General features: G+C 46.1%; 12 protein-coding genes and 2 tRNA genes. 4 read left to right on the top strand and 10 right to left on the bottom strand.

Going from position 1 to position 16163, the window contains the following annotated elements:
* Window positions 1-234 precede the first annotated feature (234 nt).
* Entirely contained in the window at window positions 235-1575 is a 1341-nt protein-coding gene (gene tig, locus gpAD87_RS01320; RefSeq protein ID WP_064635810.1) for a trigger factor, read from the bottom strand.
* A gap of 135 nt (window positions 1576-1710) precedes the next feature.
* Entirely contained in the window at window positions 1711-2688 is a 978-nt protein-coding gene (locus gpAD87_RS01315) for a hypothetical protein (protein ID WP_442950706.1), read from the bottom strand.
* A 190-nt stretch (window positions 2689-2878) separates the two neighbouring features.
* Between gpAD87_RS01315 and gpAD87_RS01310 the strand changes: the two genes are divergently transcribed.
* Together gpAD87_RS01310 and gpAD87_RS01305 are read left to right on the top strand one after the other, a co-directional pair.
* Window positions 2879-2952 (top strand) — tRNA-Arg (locus gpAD87_RS01310).
* Between the two features lie 295 nt (window positions 2953-3247).
* Window positions 3248-4480, top strand: a complete 1233-nt coding sequence (locus gpAD87_RS01305) for a CynX/NimT family MFS transporter (protein ID WP_064635809.1) — start codon at window positions 3248-3250, stop codon at window positions 4478-4480.
* Between the two features lie 240 nt (window positions 4481-4720).
* Here the strand turns inward: gpAD87_RS01305 and gpAD87_RS01300 are convergent, their stop codons facing one another.
* From gpAD87_RS01300 to gpAD87_RS01290, 3 genes are all read right to left on the bottom strand, one after another.
* On the bottom strand, window positions 4721-8710 hold the full coding sequence (locus gpAD87_RS01300) for a S8 family serine peptidase (protein ID WP_064635808.1): 3990 nt from the start codon (window positions 8708-8710) through the stop codon (window positions 4721-4723).
* A gap of 383 nt (window positions 8711-9093) precedes the next feature.
* Complete coding sequence (locus tag gpAD87_RS01295) at window positions 9094-9888, bottom strand: class I SAM-dependent methyltransferase (RefSeq protein ID WP_231952403.1); 795 nt, start codon at window positions 9886-9888, stop codon at window positions 9094-9096.
* 158 nt (window positions 9889-10046) lie between these two features.
* A tRNA-Arg gene (locus gpAD87_RS01290) sits at window positions 10047-10120 on the bottom strand.
* Between the two features lie 282 nt (window positions 10121-10402).
* Between gpAD87_RS01290 and gpAD87_RS01285 the strand changes: the two genes are divergently transcribed.
* Window positions 10403-10696, top strand: a complete 294-nt coding sequence (locus gpAD87_RS01285) for a DUF4870 domain-containing protein (RefSeq protein ID WP_063566709.1) — start codon at window positions 10403-10405, stop codon at window positions 10694-10696.
* 78 nt (window positions 10697-10774) lie between these two features.
* Here the strand turns inward: gpAD87_RS01285 and gpAD87_RS32760 are convergent, their stop codons facing one another.
* The 3 genes from gpAD87_RS32760 to gpAD87_RS01275 all read right to left on the bottom strand — a co-directional run bounded on the left by gpAD87_RS32760 (window position 10775) and on the right by gpAD87_RS01275 (window position 11676).
* Window positions 10775-10903 (bottom strand): hypothetical protein, encoded by a 129-nt coding sequence (locus tag gpAD87_RS32760; protein WP_256336669.1) that lies wholly within the window; start codon window positions 10901-10903, stop codon window positions 10775-10777.
* 91 nt (window positions 10904-10994) lie between these two features.
* Window positions 10995-11351, bottom strand: coding sequence for a hypothetical protein (locus gpAD87_RS01280; protein ID WP_064635807.1), 357 nt, complete (start codon window positions 11349-11351; stop codon window positions 10995-10997).
* A 25-nt stretch (window positions 11352-11376) separates the two neighbouring features.
* Window positions 11377-11676 (bottom strand): hypothetical protein, encoded by a 300-nt coding sequence (locus gpAD87_RS01275; RefSeq protein ID WP_063566707.1) that lies wholly within the window; start codon window positions 11674-11676, stop codon window positions 11377-11379.
* 194 nt (window positions 11677-11870) lie between these two features.
* Between gpAD87_RS01275 and asnB the strand changes: the two genes are divergently transcribed.
* A complete protein-coding gene (gene asnB, locus gpAD87_RS01270) occupies window positions 11871-13715 on the top strand; it encodes an asparagine synthase (glutamine-hydrolyzing) (RefSeq protein ID WP_064635806.1) in 1845 nt (614 codons plus the stop codon).
* Window positions 13716-13893: 178 nt separating this feature from the next.
* On the opposite strand, the gene gpAD87_RS01265 is transcribed toward asnB, so the two are convergent.
* Together gpAD87_RS01265 and gpAD87_RS01260 are read right to left on the bottom strand one after the other, a co-directional pair.
* Window positions 13894-14757, bottom strand: coding sequence for an STM4011 family radical SAM protein (locus tag gpAD87_RS01265; RefSeq protein ID WP_064635805.1), 864 nt, complete (start codon window positions 14755-14757; stop codon window positions 13894-13896).
* Window positions 14754-16151 carry an STM4012 family radical SAM protein gene (locus gpAD87_RS01260; RefSeq protein WP_064635804.1) on the bottom strand — a complete coding sequence of 466 codons (1398 nt, stop codon included), beginning with the start codon at window positions 16149-16151 and terminating at the stop codon, window positions 14754-14756. The genes gpAD87_RS01265 and gpAD87_RS01260 overlap by 4 nt, the downstream gene beginning before the upstream one ends.
* Window positions 16152-16163 lie beyond the last annotated feature (12 nt).

The raw sequence follows: 16163 nt of genomic DNA, 5'->3' as shown, positions 1-16163 counted from the left end.
TTTAACCATGTTTTCTATGTATGTGCAAATCGGAGCAATCCTATGCCGTTTCACCTTTTTTTTATTTGCAGGAGAACCATAGGACCTTGAATATGCATAACCAATGCCACAACGAAATCCATCCATATTATTACTGAATCCTCTATAAAATGGATGCCATAATTTAAAAATAAGGCACGCAATGATTCACGTGCCTTATCGTTTATTCAGCTGTTCATTACGTAACAGCTTGTCTTATTTTTCGTCAGCTTCTGCAGCAACTTCTTCAGCTGGAGCTTCAACAGCTTCAACGACTTTGCTGTTCTCAACGAGAACATCGATCGTTTTACGCAGTTTCACTTCATCACGAAGGCTGTCCAGGGAACCATTACCCTCGAGAATGCCACGAATCTCTTCAGCAGGACGCTTGTAAGACTCAGCCATTTTTTCGAGTTCTTGGTTAACTTCTTCGTCAGACACTTCGATGTTTTCCGCTTTACCAACGGCTTCAAGAACCAAGTTGTTGCGAACACGTTTGGAAGCATCTTCCTGCATTTGTCCTCTCAGGTCAGCTTGTGTTTGACCAGAGAAGCTCAGGAACATTTCCAGGTTCATACCTTGGTTGCGCAGACGGTTGTCGAAATCACGCATCATGTTTTGTACTTCGCTCTCAACCATTGCAGAAGGAATATCCACTTCAGCATTTTCAGCCACTTTTTCTACAACAGCATTTTCTTGAGCTGCTTTGGCTTCATCTGCTTTGCGGGATTCCAATTGCGTTTTCAAATCAGCTTTGTACTCTTCAAGCGTATCGAATTCGCTAACATCTTTTGCAAACTCGTCATCCAGTTCAGGAAGTTGTTTACGTTTGAGTTCATGTACTTTCACTTTGAATACCGCTTTTTTGCCAGCCAGTTCAGCTGCATGGTAGCTCTCTGGGAAAGTTACTTCAACGTCTTTGAAGTCGCCTGTGGACAGACCCACAACCTGCTCTTCAAATCCTGGGATGAATGTGTTGGAACCAAGTTCCAGGGAATAACCCTCAGCTTGTCCACCTTCGAACGGTACACCATCAACGGAACCGTCAAAGTCGATTACAGCAACGTCGCCGTTTTGTGCGGAACCTTCGTCGATAACAACGAGTTCTGCGTGACGTTGTTGAAGACGCTCGAGCTCTTCAGTCACTTCTACATCCGTTACTTCATGTTTGGCTACAGCAACTTCAACGCCTTTGTAGTCACCCAGTGTAACTTCAGGTTTAACGGTTACTTTCGCTTTGAACTTGAATACTTGTCCTTTAGCGAATTGCTCGACATCTACGTCAGGACGATCAACCGGGAAGATATCCGTTTGGTCGATTGCTTCTGTGTAAGCTTCAGGAAGCAAAATGTCAATTGCTTCTTGATACAGGCTTTCTACACCGAAACGAGCTTCAAAGATCGAACGTGGAACTTTACCTTTACGGAATCCAGGTACGTTTGCTTGTTTAACTACTTTATTAAAAGCTTTGTCGAGTGCTGCAGTTACACGATCTGCACCCACTTCAACCTCAAGAACCCCAAGGTTCTTCTCTATCTTTTCCCAAGTTGCTTTCATTGTATACTTTCCCCTCCAAAATTCGCATGTTCACGTAGGCAATCACGTACAAAATAACCATTTTAGTATAAACAAGATTAGATTCTTTTTCAAGGGGAATCCCTTGATACGGTTTGAGGAAAACGTTTCCGGGTCCTATTGACCATCCAAACCAGCAGAAACAAACTGCTTCATTGATCGATATGCTTGCTCCAGACGAAAGCGCATCGCCCCTGTCACAGCATACATTGAGCGAGTATCTTCCTCGTCATGCGAACCGCCCAGACTGTCTGCAACGGTCATATGTAGAGCAGCTCCCCATATATCTGTCATGGAATCATTTTCTTCCAGCATGGACATGTAATCACGGGTTCCGTACACGGCCATGACATATTGAATCCACAGTTCTTGTGCAAAATAAAAGAGCGTAGGTTCATGAACCTCCGTCTGATCTGCCACTCTTTCAAGAATCTGAACGATCTGAATCGGGAAATCCTCAGGTCTAAGCGGAACGGTATCAATCTCCACTTCAACCGGCTCTTCCCCACGAGTAAACGCAATAATGCCTTGAACACCTCGGCGACGTAATGTCTGAAGCACGCGGAACTGAAGTAAAGGATGCAGCGTCTTGTCTTTGAGCCAACCGGTAAGCGAATCATCAATTTCTGGCCGATCGAGATAAGCAAGCTGCTCCAGCGCCAGCATTGTTTGTTCAGATAAAGGCTCCTCCATTACGGTACGAAGAAGTTTATCCGCATAGCCATCATCCTGCTCAAGCTTGGATCGGGCATGTTGGCGTGCCATGTCCTCTTCACTAATTTCCTCTTCCTCACGCTCTTCACGAACCTCGGGTAAATCTTCCCCGTAATGAGGAAACGCAGCTTCAAGCCATTCGAGCAAGGCTCGCCATTCGTCGTAATGCCGTTCTTCCTGCCCTTGGCATTGCAGCAAAAAGCGAAGCAGGTCCATCGCTTCACCATATCGTTCATTTTCTAGCATAACCGTCAATTGAATCTGGTAATAGTCCAGCGTCTTAGGAAACAGCACAATATTGTTACTGTGCTCGGTTTCCGGGGTCGTGGATTCCTTAATAGGAGCACCTCCTCTGTATCCTGAATCTCCAGTCGCAATCAACCATAAATAGATGTATATTAAACGAAAGTCGATCTATTTTTTGAGTTCTTCTGATATTCTAACATAACCTTAATTATAATGAAAAAAACGTTACTGCCGCCAAATATCATATACGAAAAATATATTATAATAAAATGTTTGATATTCATCATTATTTATGATAAAATCAATTTTGCTTGAAAAATTTCATGTCTCAGTAGCTCAGCTGGATAGAGCAACGCCCTTCTAAGGCGTCGGTCGGGGGTTCGAATCCCTCCTGGGACGTAATTAAAGAAAAAGCTTCCTTCGGGAATCTTTTTTTTGCGTTCTAGGGATGAGAACCCCAATGGTTCGTCGGAGCATAAGCTTCGGTAGGATTACTTCGCAGTCTCGACTGCAAGGAGAGTATCCCTCCTGGGACGTAATTAAAGAAAAGCTTCCTTCGGGAAGCTTTTTTTTGCGTTCTGGGGATGATTGAATACGTTAATCGGCTGATGTTGACACGGGATGTTATGCTTGTTTATGTATATGTATGTATCAAAGTATACATATTAGACAAATAAACTATAGGAGATTTACCATGCCATCCTCTTTACATCAAAACTCACCTGACCATTCTGCAGTCGATAATTCATCGTCAGCATCCATGAAACTTGGACTCTTGCTGGCAGGCATTATCGTTATCGCTGCAACAATGCGTTCACCTATTACGGCAACAGGTCCGATTGTGGAACTGATCCGTACAGATACAGGAATAAGTCATACATTGGCAGGCTTGCTTACCTCTCTTCCTTTGCTTGCCTTCGCGGCAATCTCTCCGTTCGCTCCACAATTGGCGCGAAGATTCGGACTAGAAACCGCTCTGTTAACTGCCATAATTCTTGTGACCATAGGCGTATCCCTCCGGTTTATGCCCTCTGTTCCCGTTCTTTTTGCAGGAACGGCAATTCTTGGATGTGGTATTGCCCTGAGCAACGTATTGCTGCCCAGTCTGATCAAAAGGGATTTCCCATTGCGAGTGGGACTCGTTACCGGCCTCTATTCCGTGTCCATGAATATATGGGGCGCTATCGCCTCAGGAATCAGCGTTCCCACGGCAGGCTTAACCTCCATGGGTTGGCATGCTTCACTGGGCATGTGGGCTATACTGTCCATTCTAGCCCTGATTCTCTGGCTGCCTCACGTCCGTTCTGGACGTCGCGGCGAAGTTTACGTGGCTTCGAGAACGGAAGCGAAGCCCGTTCGTCTTATTACATCTCCCTTAGCCTGGTATGTCACATTGTTCATGGGACTGCAATCTTTAATTTTTTACACTACAATTACCTGGCTGCCAGAGGTTCTATCTGATCAGGGTTTCAGTTCCTCTTCAGCCGGCTGGATGTTGTCTTTGATGCAAATGGTTAGTGTTCCGGTAACGTTCATCGTCCCCATTCTGGCTGGACGAATGAAAGATCAACGTTGGCTGACAGCAATTACAGGTTCATGTCTTATTCTGGGATATGTATTCCTTTTAAGTGGTATTTCCTCTCTCGTTACCGTCGGTGTTGCTTTGGCTGGCGTTGGAGCCGGGGCTTCGTTCGGACTTGTAACCATGTTTTTTGTACTGCGTACATCCGATGCAAGACAGGCTGCGGGACTTTCGGGTATGGCTCAATCCTTTGGGTATATGCTGGCAGCCGTCGGACCGTTGCTGTTCGGTGTGCTTCATGATTGGACACAAGGATGGACTCTTCCATTGCTGGTACAGGTTCTCCTTGCCATTATATTACTGATCGCAGGTATAAATGCCAGCAAGAATCGAGTGATCGGTTAGATTAATTATGCTCCCCTCATGAGTGACAGGCTAACAAAACCAGTCCCCATGAGGGGAGCATTTTATTATTAACGGACTTTCATGCGAACTATATCCAATTTACAACTAACAGGACAACGAGTTGTTATCCATTCAAGCAGCAGAGAAAAAACAAAAATAAAACGGCCTCCATCCCGCGAGATCAGGATGAAGACCGCTTATGCGAAAAACAAATGCTTCAATAAATAAGTACTGAAGAGTTTATTTCACTTTTACCGTGATCTTGTCAGTGCTGGTTACACCAGCTGCATTGAGTAACTCAGCCCGATACGTATACGTGCCCGAAGTGCGTCCAGTTAGGGAAGTAACAGCGCTTTGCGCATTAGGCGTAACCGCATTGAGTGCTTGGGTGTCGATCAACTTATCATTTTCGTAGAGGCGGTACTCAGTGGCATTGGTTCCCCACCATAAGTTCATAGTAACTTTATAATTGCCGTCGCCGTCCCAGTTATCTTGAGAGAGAACTGCTTTGCCTGGCGATGCGTTAGTAACCTTAACTGTCAGTGTCTGACTCCGCGTGGTCCCTTTGTCGTTCGTTAGCTCGGCTACGTACGTATACGTGCCGTTGGCTTTGCCTGTGATCTTCGTTTGGGCAAACTGTGCCAGAGGCGCATTGTAGGTCAACTTCTGCGTATCGATCAAAACCCCGTCCTCATAAAGCTTGTAGCTGGTGGCGTTCTCGCCCCACCACAGGTTCATGGTAACGATATATGAGCCTTCGCTCAGACCATTACCAACCCAATTATTATGAGACAACACAGGTGTTCCAGGCGCTTTGACAGCTGGAGTTTCCGGCTCAGTCTCCTTGGATTTCAGACTCAGTGCCGTAGTGGCTTTACCAGAAAGCCCTTGTTGGTCTTTTACCGTAAGTTCAACGGCATATTCACCTGCTTGGATGCCTTCTAAAGGAAGAGTGAAGGTACCATCAGATTTTACTTCAAATACACCCTCCTTGTAAGTCGAACCATCCTCTTTTTTCAGGACGTATGTTGCTTTCAAGGCAGCCGCCGGGTCAAACTCAATGCTCCAGTTCTCTTTAAGTGCAGGAGCGACACGGAAGTATAAATCATCCACGCTGCCGTTAATGACAGCAGATTCATCTTGCTTGAATTCCAACTTTTCTGGTGCTGTAACAACCGGAGCTGCTTTTTTCACCAAAAATGGAGAAGTATCTTCGATATACGTTTTACCATCAACACCGATTGCAGTGATATCAACCGTGTAAAGACCGTCTGGAATCGTCGTTACCTCGTCGGTAGTATAGTCTGCATACTGTCCATCCCAAGCCAGATTATATCTTGTGTTGGCAGCGAAACTATAGTAGTTCCCAAAAATAGATCCAATATATCCGTCTCCATAATAGCCCCCATCCGGGTTAAGGCCATCGAAGATCTCAATAAGGGCAAAATTCATGGGATTGTAGAATTCCATAGCTACATTGAGTGTATCCAGCGTACCATCAGGCTTCAATGGATAATGGAACGGGTTCTTCTCTGTACCTTTCACAGTCTCAATGTATTTAACGCCTGCCAATGTAAGGTTGAAATGTGCGACATATGGAACACTAAATGTGTCCGTTCCATTAGACAACTGAAGGTAGCCTTGCGCTTCTGTTACCGCAGTAACACCTTTTGGAACTGTAATAGTAACCTGTAACTCTTCCTCACCATTCAGTGTAAAAGAGCTCTTATCCACCGCAACGGATACACCAGGAATTGTACGAGTTGGATTCACGCTTACAGTGTAGTTTCCACCGCTGCCATTCAGCGACTCCACTTTGATCGTTTTGCTGACGGTTTTTTCGTCCGTGCTGAGGAAGTTACCAAAATTCATACTACCTGTAACATTTGGTTTCTCGACAGCCACGCCATTCTCTGTGTATTTCGTTACATCCAATACTTTAACAAATGCAGCAGGATCAATCGTTTTCACCGCTTGAATACGACCTGCACCTTGATCAAACACATCGTATTTTGTCGTGTCGAGCACTTTACCATTGTTCATGAGTGCAACTTTAATATCAAATGGTGTCCAGTCACTGTGCTTCTCAATCAACAGGGCAACCAGTCCGGCAACATGAGGTGTGGCCATACTTGTACCTGATTTACGATCGTAAGCCTGTGAATAATCAGCTCCAGGTTCGTCCTTGCCATAGGCAGGAACAGTAGACAGAATGCTGGTACCCGGTGCAACTATATCCGGTTTGATATCCAGAGTCACCTTGGCTGGTCCGCGGGAGCTGGATGGATTCATTTCATCGCCAGCCGTTTGACCTTTAACGAAGTCACTAAAGCTCACTTCAACGCTTTGACCGGCATCCAGCTCAGCCTTGATACTTTCTCCATCTTCCTTCGACATGCTCAAGGTTGGAATAAGTTCAAAATTATCTCCCAAACTCACCCCGATCGGGCCTGGAATATTGTTATATACGATAATAGCAACTGCACCAGCAGCTTTGGCATTGGCTACTTTCTCTACAAATGCCAGCTCACCGCGCTGTACAAAAGCCACTTTGCCTGTAAAATCCTTGCCTTCAAAGTCGGTCGGTTTACCCAACCCTGCGAATAAAAGATCATATTGATTCGTCAAAACAGCTTCCGGATCTGCTGAGAGGCTCCAGCCCATTACATCAAGTCGGTACACCGACTCAGTAACAGCCAATGGATTTTGCTCCGTTTCAGTTGGAGCAATCGCAGGCTCTTCTTTCACAGGTGCAACCTCTGGAGAGGTTTCGACTGGTGCCGAAGGCGAGGCTGGCTGAACACCCTCTTCGGATTGGCTCGCTTCCACATCTAGAGCTGTAACATCAGCAGACGCTGTTCCAGACAATGCCGCTTCGTTTGTTGATGAAGCTTCTTCGCCTGTTGCACCTTCCGGTGTTGTTGATGGTTCACCTTGAGCCGGAACTTCAGGAGTTTCCGTCCCCGGTGCTTTTCCCAGTTCAGGAGATGGCTCAACTTCAGGGACAGGCTGTTCTTCTGGAAGTGTACCTTTACCTTCTTCACCAATCCAGAAATGAGTGTTGGCTGTAATGCTTTGGCTAGGCCCTGTGGAGTTACCTACAGTGATTGCCATAGCCGATGCTCCTGGAGAACCTAATGTATAACGATTCGGGCCATCATTACCACTTGCTACAACTGCAGTCACGCCAGACAGCGTGGCATTGTTAAGAGCAACCGAAGTAATGTAACTTGGATCATTGGCAGCGTTACCCAACGAGAGATTGATTACATCCATACCATCGGCAACGGAACGATCGATTCCCCCTAATACCCATGAGGTTTGTCCACTACCATAGGGTCCAAGAACACGATAGGCATAGATATCTGCTTCGGGTGCAACGCCGACAATGCCGTAGTCCCCTGCTTCTCGAGCAGCAATGGTACCGGCTACGTGAGTACCGTGGGATGTGTAATAGGCGCTTCCATTGGCATTAAACTCAGGTGCCCCAGACACTTTCCATTCTTCATGTGTTGTTTCGTAAGGATCATTGTCATTTCCTACGAAATCCCATCCACCTTTGTAGGCGTCTTGCAAATTAGGATGCTCATAATCGATTCCTGTATCAATAACACCAACTTTGACACCTTTTCCTTTGTATCCCAGATTCCATACTTCAGGGGCGCCAATAAATGGTGCGGTATCTTTCATATAAGGATTCACTTCATCTGTTTCCGGGGATACGGTAATTTCAAGGTCAGGGTATACACTGACAACGCCCGGTATGCGAAGCAACTGTCCCAATTGGTTACCCTTAAGTTCAATGGCTACACCATTCAGGGCATATGCGTAATTTTCCAATACTTCGTGTTTGATTTTATTCTGAGTGAGGCTATGTACAAATGACTGTTGTTGTTGCTCGACTTGAGTCACAGCCTTTGTTTCCATAGAGGAGGTAAAAGATTTTCCTGAGAGGGTAGATTCGCCTTGCGCAACAGCAACTGGTTTATTGGAGAGCTCAACAATTACTCTTGTTTTCTCTCCCCCAAGACCTTCTAGGCTCTTGTCCAAAAATGGATCTGCTGCAAGCTTTCCTTCCCGCTGGGCAAGAATCTCTCTCCATTGTGTGGCTTCGCCCTTGCTTAGCGAGTTCTCAAGCTGAACACCTACAGGAGCGGCTCCGGCCGCTGGCATGATGATAGAAAAAGTCATTAGGATACTTAACAATATGGATATCAATCGTTTATTCAAGGCTATGCCCCTCCTTCTCAATATGAAAGTACCTCACCAATCGCTTGGGTCCTGCTATGACAAGTACTGCAATACCTGTGAACAACTCACCGCCCTATCTGCAAGAAGATTGACCCTTGGTAAATTATTCTACTAAAATAACACATTTTCCTTCTAAATAATTACAAATATGATATCAAAATTACTTATATGGTTCTTGAGTAAGAGAAAAGCGTGAAATTGTATTTATTTGTCGATTGAATATTTTAAATTTTAAATATAGCATAGGAAAAAAGGCCAAGAGCCTCTTCATTCTGAGAGAGATTCCTAGCCTAATTGTGATCGATGGATTTCATGAAAAACATTCTATTAATTCATTTAACAAAGATACATATTTTGTTTATTTAACTTCCCGGCTTCACTGCTTCAATTCGAAGACGCTTATAATCGGCATAGATTGCATCTTCTTTCCAGAGCTTCGGCACAACGATTTGGTTCGTTTCACGACAGATTTCCTGAATTTGTTCCTGACTCAAACCATCAAAATAGTCCCCTCCAAAATGAGCCAACCAGCCTTCTATACCCTGTTCACCATCCGCCAGTCTAGTAGGACGGTCATAGTGGTAGGCCTGTCGCACCAAAAACCCGCATTGTTCCAAAATGTTGCTATATTGCCCGATCGTCGGGAAATACCAAGGGTTGCGCTCTGATCCAGGAATGCCAGTGTGTCGTTCAAACACTTCCTCTAATGCATCTACAATGATCTGTACATTGCCTTTGCCACCGAACTCCGCTACAAAACGTCCCCCAGGCTTCAAAGACTTCCATATACTATCCACTACAAGTCGCGGACTTCGCATCCAATGTAGAGCTGCATTGGAAAAGACGGCATCATAGAGCTTGTTCGTCGCAAACTGATGTGCGTCACCCTCTATGAACTCGATATTGGGAAACTTCTCTCTTGCACGACGAATCATGTCGGGTGATGCATCCATGCCGACTACCTCAGCCTGCGCTGCAGTAATTTCGTACGTCAAATCCCCTGTCCCGCATCCCAAATCAAGGATATACTCCCCTTTTTGAGGTTGAAGCCATGAGATTAAACTTTTACCATAACCCGATACAAAAGCCAGTTTGTTGTCATACTCATCCGCTTGCCATTGATTAATCGATTGCATGGATACCACCATCGCTTTCATGATTGATATCTTCATTGTGTCACAAGATGGTTTATTAATTAAATATATAAATTCTATACACTTGATAGTTTACACCTATAAACAATTACCAACCTCCTAACCTCGGGGTTCTCATCCCCTGTACGCAAAAAAGCTTCCCGAAGGAAGCTTTTTTCTAACGTCCCAGGAGGGATTCGAACCCCCGACCGACGGCTTAGAAGGCCGTTGCTCTATCCTGCTGAGCTACTGAGACAAATATGTATATTAAAAATACCGCGCGATTCCTATTATACTCTCATTTCTATATTTTTCAATAGTTTTATAAAAAAATTAATAATTGCATCATTCCACATGACTTGAACGTATTATTTTCATACTCAACACAGGTACAGAATATGAATGCTTTAAGCAGGCAATATTGAGGATATTAAGCTCACGTGCATTTATAATGGGCGGACATATTCAGGATGAGACTTGCTGGGTAATCAATTGCATACATACATTCAACTGAACCAAATAAAGGAGAGAAACCGCTATGAGACAACTTTTATCAGCATTATCCTATTTTAGTATCTTCTTCGCCCCGTTCCTGTTTCCCATCATTATTTGGATTGTAGCCAAAGACAACTATATTGAGGGACATGCTAAACGGGCCTTACTCTCACATATATTCCCGTTTCTTGCGGCAATCCCGCTACTTTATTTCTTCGTTACCGCCCACAGTCTAGGTTCCGCTGTCGGATTCGTAATTCTGTTTTTTGTCATTTATGCATTAAGTTTTGTGTACAATATCGTCAAAGGTATTCAAGTACTGCGTGAATATGCCTAACCACAAGCTCCACAACGAAGTTAAAATAAACATTCAAAAACCCGCCTTTCGAAAGAAGGGCGGGTTTCTGCATTCCGGTTACTTGTTTCCCTGACGCCACGGATTTCTCTGGGCAGGACGCTTGCTGTTAATGGCGAGCACTTCCTCGGCAAACTCGGTATGATGCGCATAAAGGTTCCCTTTGTTTTTCTTGAACTTGGAAGCCACTGCTATCACCTCCCCGGAACTTGCATATAGTATGGCCCCGGGTAATTCCGCTTATCCTTTGCAGCTATCGGCATTTCTTGGAACGCCCACCTTAACCTTGCCCCACCAAATAACGCTGAAGCGTCGGTCCCAGTAATCCAAAAGCAAGTAACTCACTCTGAAACCGGGCTTTATCTTCTCCTGCTGTAATGCCTTCACTGTTCTCAAACGCCGTTTCCGTAGCATCTTCAAACGCGGTGTGCATATTGTTATTGTACCAATCCAGGACTGCATCCGAATGATTGCGTACAATTCGAACGACTTCAAGCGAATTCCCTGGCTGGGTAGCCGCAACGTATACAAGCAAAGACGGATCACCCGTATTTCCAGGCTGTACCTCAACTTCTGCACAAGACAATCCATCCACTTCGGTTAATCTGCGTATTTTGGCATCCTGAATGGCATACATTTGTTATCGCGCTCCTTTGTCCATTTCATGTACTTTGTTCGATCTGGTATCGGGTCTCTGGTGTTCCCAAACGGTAAATCTCCCGATACACCTGCTGTAACACAGCTTCATATGCGCGGTTTACAGACTCCTCCGGCGTATCCGGCCAAGGGAATACCATTCCTGGAAAGGCCTCTTCCTCTTTTTCCTGCATCAGATTAAGCAGTCCCAGTAATTGTTCCGCCTCCTGAGGCGTCGCCTGGATCACCCATTCATACGATGTTACGTGCGGGTCCGGAATAACAGAGCGCCCCATGACAGATACATAATAGGTCATACTGTCCATTTGCAAGTTCTCTCCTTCACAGGCATGTTGAGGCCGTTGTCCCTAGATATAGTTTCCGAAGAGGACAGACATTTTATGCCTGCTTTCGGCATATATTTGTTACGACTTCTGACGAAAAAGACAACATTTGCTGGCTGTTAGCAACTAAGCAGCCTTACGGATGAATGACTCGACTAAGAAAGGATGAACAAACCATGTGCGGTATAACCGGCTTCATACAGTGGAATCGGGATTTGACCCAGGAATCAGAGCTGCTGGTCCGGATGACGGACAGCTTGTCGAACCGGGGGCCCGACGCTTCAGGTACATGGATCTCCAATCCTTGTGCGTTCGGACATCGGCGTCTCAGCGTTATGGACCCGGAGAACGGGGCACAGCCCATGCATGCGTTACAGGGAGACACCTCCTATACCGTCGTGTATAACGGAGAACTATACAATGCACCCGAGTTGAAAAAGGAATTGCTCCAGCGGGGACACCATTTCCGCACACAATGTGATACGGAAGTGCTGCTCGCCTCTTATATTGAGTGGGGACCGGCCTGCGTTGACCGGTTTAACGGAATTTTTGCTTTCGCCATTTGGGATGGCGGACGCGAACAGGTTTTTATCGCCCGTGATCGGTTGGGTGTCAAACCCCTGTTCTACAGTCATGCAAAGGATGCACTCGTATTTGGCTCAGAACCCAAAGCACTGCTCATCCACCCGGATGTTGAAGCTGCGGTAGGCCCCGAAGGTTTGGCAGAAGTATTTATTGTCGGTCCTGCCCGCACACCTGGACACGGCGTATACTCCTCCCTTAACGAGCTCAAACCTGCGCATGCGCTTATCTACAACCGAAACGGTATTAAAACCTATGCTTACTGGAAGCTGGAAAGTCAGAATCACGAACATAATTTGGAAGAGACAGCTGCCGAAGTACGCAGACTGTTGCAGGATACATTAGAACGCCAATTGGCTTCGGACGTTCCGGTCTGCTCTCTTTTGTCGGGGGGACTGGATTCAAGCGCTCTATCAGCGTTAGCGGTAGATTATTATAACCGTACAGGTCAAGGCCAAGTCAGCACGTATTCTGTTGACTATGTGGATAATGCAAAGCATTTCCAGGCCCATTCCTTCCAGCCTGGTGCAGATGGACCCTGGATTAAGCGTATGGTGGATGAACTGAAGACAGATCATCACTGGATTGAGATTGAAAATGGCGAGTTGGTTCACGCACTGACCCAGGCAATGCTTGTGCGTGATTTGCCGGGTATGGCGGATGTAGACTCCTCACTCTATCTGTTCTGTAAAGAAATCAAAAAAGGAGCCACCGTTGCCATTTCAGGCGAAGCAGCGGATGAAGTATTTGGCGGTTATCCTTGGTTCCATCGGGAAGAAATGCTGAACTCCGGTACATTCCCATGGTCTGTAGCGCCTGATATGCGAGCAGGATTGTTATCCCCGGACATTCGGGAATGGATCAGGCCACTCGACTATCTCGCGGACCGCTACTCGGATGCTGTGGCTGAAGTACCTTTACTCGATGGGGAGACTGGTAAAGCAGCCCAGATGCGAGTAATGTCCTATCTGAACATCACCCGCTTCATGCCTACACTACTGGATCGGAAAGATCGGATGAGTATGGGAGCCGGGCTTGAGGTTCGGGTACCTTACTGTGATCACCGTTTGATTCAATATGTATTTAACGTGCCTTGGGACATGAAAATGACAGGCGGACGGGAAAAAGGCATTCTGCGTAAAGCGCTGGAAGGTGTACTGCCTGACGATGTGTTGTACCGGAAAAAGAGTCCTTATCCGAAAACACATAATCCGCAGTATCTTGCTGCCGTTAAACAGCAGGTGCTTGATATTCTGGATGACGCAAGCTCACCGATCTTGCCTTTAATCGACAAAGCTCAAATTCGTAAATTGGCCTCTTCACCGGATGCTTCATCGAACCTGCCCTGGTTTGGACAGTTAATGTCGGGTCCACAGCTATTTGCTTATCTAACACAGATCAACTCGTGGTTGCGTACGTACAAAGTGGCCATTCGATAAAAAAAGCTATCTTTTCATTCTTAAAAGGGGTGCCGATGAGCAGCATAATAGCTGTTTATCAAGCACCCCTTTGTCATACTCGACTAAATTATGGTATGGCTACACGTCATCCCACTTTAAAATGACCAAGAGACTGCTGTAATTCTTCCGTAGCATCTTCCTACTTGCTGACCGATATCTATTGATTGATCAGTACCGGATTACGTTCAAGCAATCCATTTCCAAAGATATCTCTGAACGGAGAATCCTCCATATGAATATAACCGATGTAACAGCCACACTTCTTCATGCCACACGGCCGATCTGCGGCCAAAGCCTGCAAACCATCGCGGTAGAGCTGCCCAATAATTCGACGATCCTTGTAACACCTTTTTACATGCCCTGACCCTTGCACATAAAATACCTCCGAACCAGCGGAACAGCGCTTGCCCAGACTATCATAATCCCGCAGGTTCCCATCAAACAGCGGATCAACGGATCGTAAAAAGTCGACCTCTTCCACGCTGTAATAATTGGGTCGATCTTTAAATGCATTGATCCACATATACACGTCATCGGGTAACGCCTGCCTCATCGATTCAATAGCAGGAAATGCGCTGCGCAATCCAACCGTCCCCACACTGAAAGCAAGTCCCATCTCACGTAAAGTCAAACATTGTTTGACGAAGGAAGACTCCTTCGTCTCACGCGGGTGATAGGTTGCCCAGAATGCCGCTTTATCCCGGTTCATTTCGCGGGCCCAGTCCAGTTTGACGGACAGATTGGTTTGGACTGCAATTTTATCCACATGTGGCATATGCGATAGTTCAATCATCGCTTCCCGATACCAACGTCTTACCAGAGCTTCTCCATACGGGTTAAAGAAAATCGAAAATTGATGACCAGCACTCTCCTGATCCCTTACCCAATTCACAAATTGACGCAGTTGTTGTTCATCCACTTCCAACGTCTCCTTGGAATCTACCGTTTTGCTAAACGGACAATATGGGCAGTCGTAATTACAGGACGACAGCTTCCCCCGATAATACAAGGTTGCTCTCATGAGAACACAAACCCTTCCATTTGTTCACGAACCTCAGCGGAGATGAGCCAATCTCCAATAGCATCCGAGTAGCCCAATCCCTCTTCTGTCAGACGCAGCACCTGGTTACCCTTATCATCCTGTTCAAGCTCAGCCATGCCCTCAGACAACAGTTCACTCAACCATCCGTAGTCTGACAGGACTTCCGTTCCGAATCGCTCATCATAATCCGACAGCGCCAAACCTTCCCGATGCAGCAGAGCTTTCAGAATAAAGCGGCGCTTCTGCTCCTCCCGGCTGAGTACAATGCCGTAATCGGCCACATCATAACGCTCGGTTGCCACATAATCGGTGATGATGCTCTGTGTGGCCTTATAACTTACACCATACTTGGAAGCATAGTGTACTTCACTGGTATAAGAGCGTGCACCGCAACCCAGACCAACCATGCCTTCCTCCTGACAGCTGTAGGGTAGAAGCTCTTTGTTTCCAGAAGATGATTGTTCTTTGGCAAATCTGCGCATGGAATACTGGACATAACCTCTGCTTTTTAAAGTCTCACGTGCAGCCTTGTACATCTCCATCCGAATATCCGGTCCCTGACGTTGTATATCATCCGGTTTCACAATGGTATTCTCGCGGGTGTACAGCGGGTAAATGAAAATCTCACCCGGTTCATATGAGAGGACACGTTCCAACGAATACAGCCATGATTCCACCGTTTGTCCCGGCAGACCATAGATCAGATCCAGATTCAACAGAGGAAATTCATACCGTGTAAGCTTCTCAAGCGCACGTTCCACTTCCTGTGGTTTTTGCGGACGGTAAATGGCTGAGGCTTCGGCTTCGATAAAACTTTGGATGCCCATGCTTACCCGGTCCACACTTCGCTCCTTCATGATCGCCAATTTGGATTCCGTCACGGTATCCGGTGAGGTTTCTACCGAGATCGAAGCTTGCGTCGGATCGAGCCCCATCACCTGTTCAGCAATATCAAACAAACGGTTCAACTGAATTTCATTTAATAATGTGGGCGTCCCACCACCGATGGCAAACCTCGAATAGGGTCTGCGTGATGTGAGTGGTGCCCACTGTTTGGCTTGCCGTTCCAGCGCATCCACATAACGCACATGGGTGTCATCACGACGATCCGGCAGCGTGAACAGGTTGCAGAATCCGCAACGAGCGGCACAAAACGGAATGTGCATATATAAAAAATACGTATCGGTATTCTCACGTTCCCACAATGGACCGAGCGGTAAAGGCGGGGTCAACTCCCGATATGCGGTCTTATGGGGATACGAATATAAATAAGAGCGATAGGGTGAAGCAAGTACTTCTCTGAGACCTGTAGCTGTGTTGGATCCGGACTGTGCGGAATGACCTGCTGTCGTATGTTGAGATTGATCGTCCATCGGTTTCCTCCC

Source organism: Paenibacillus sp. AD87, assembly GCF_001659845.1.
Taxonomy (GTDB): domain Bacteria; phylum Bacillota; class Bacilli; order Paenibacillales; family Paenibacillaceae; genus Paenibacillus; species Paenibacillus marchantiae.
Note: the sequence above shows the minus strand (reverse complement) of the source record. Positions and strands in the feature narration are given on the sequence as shown.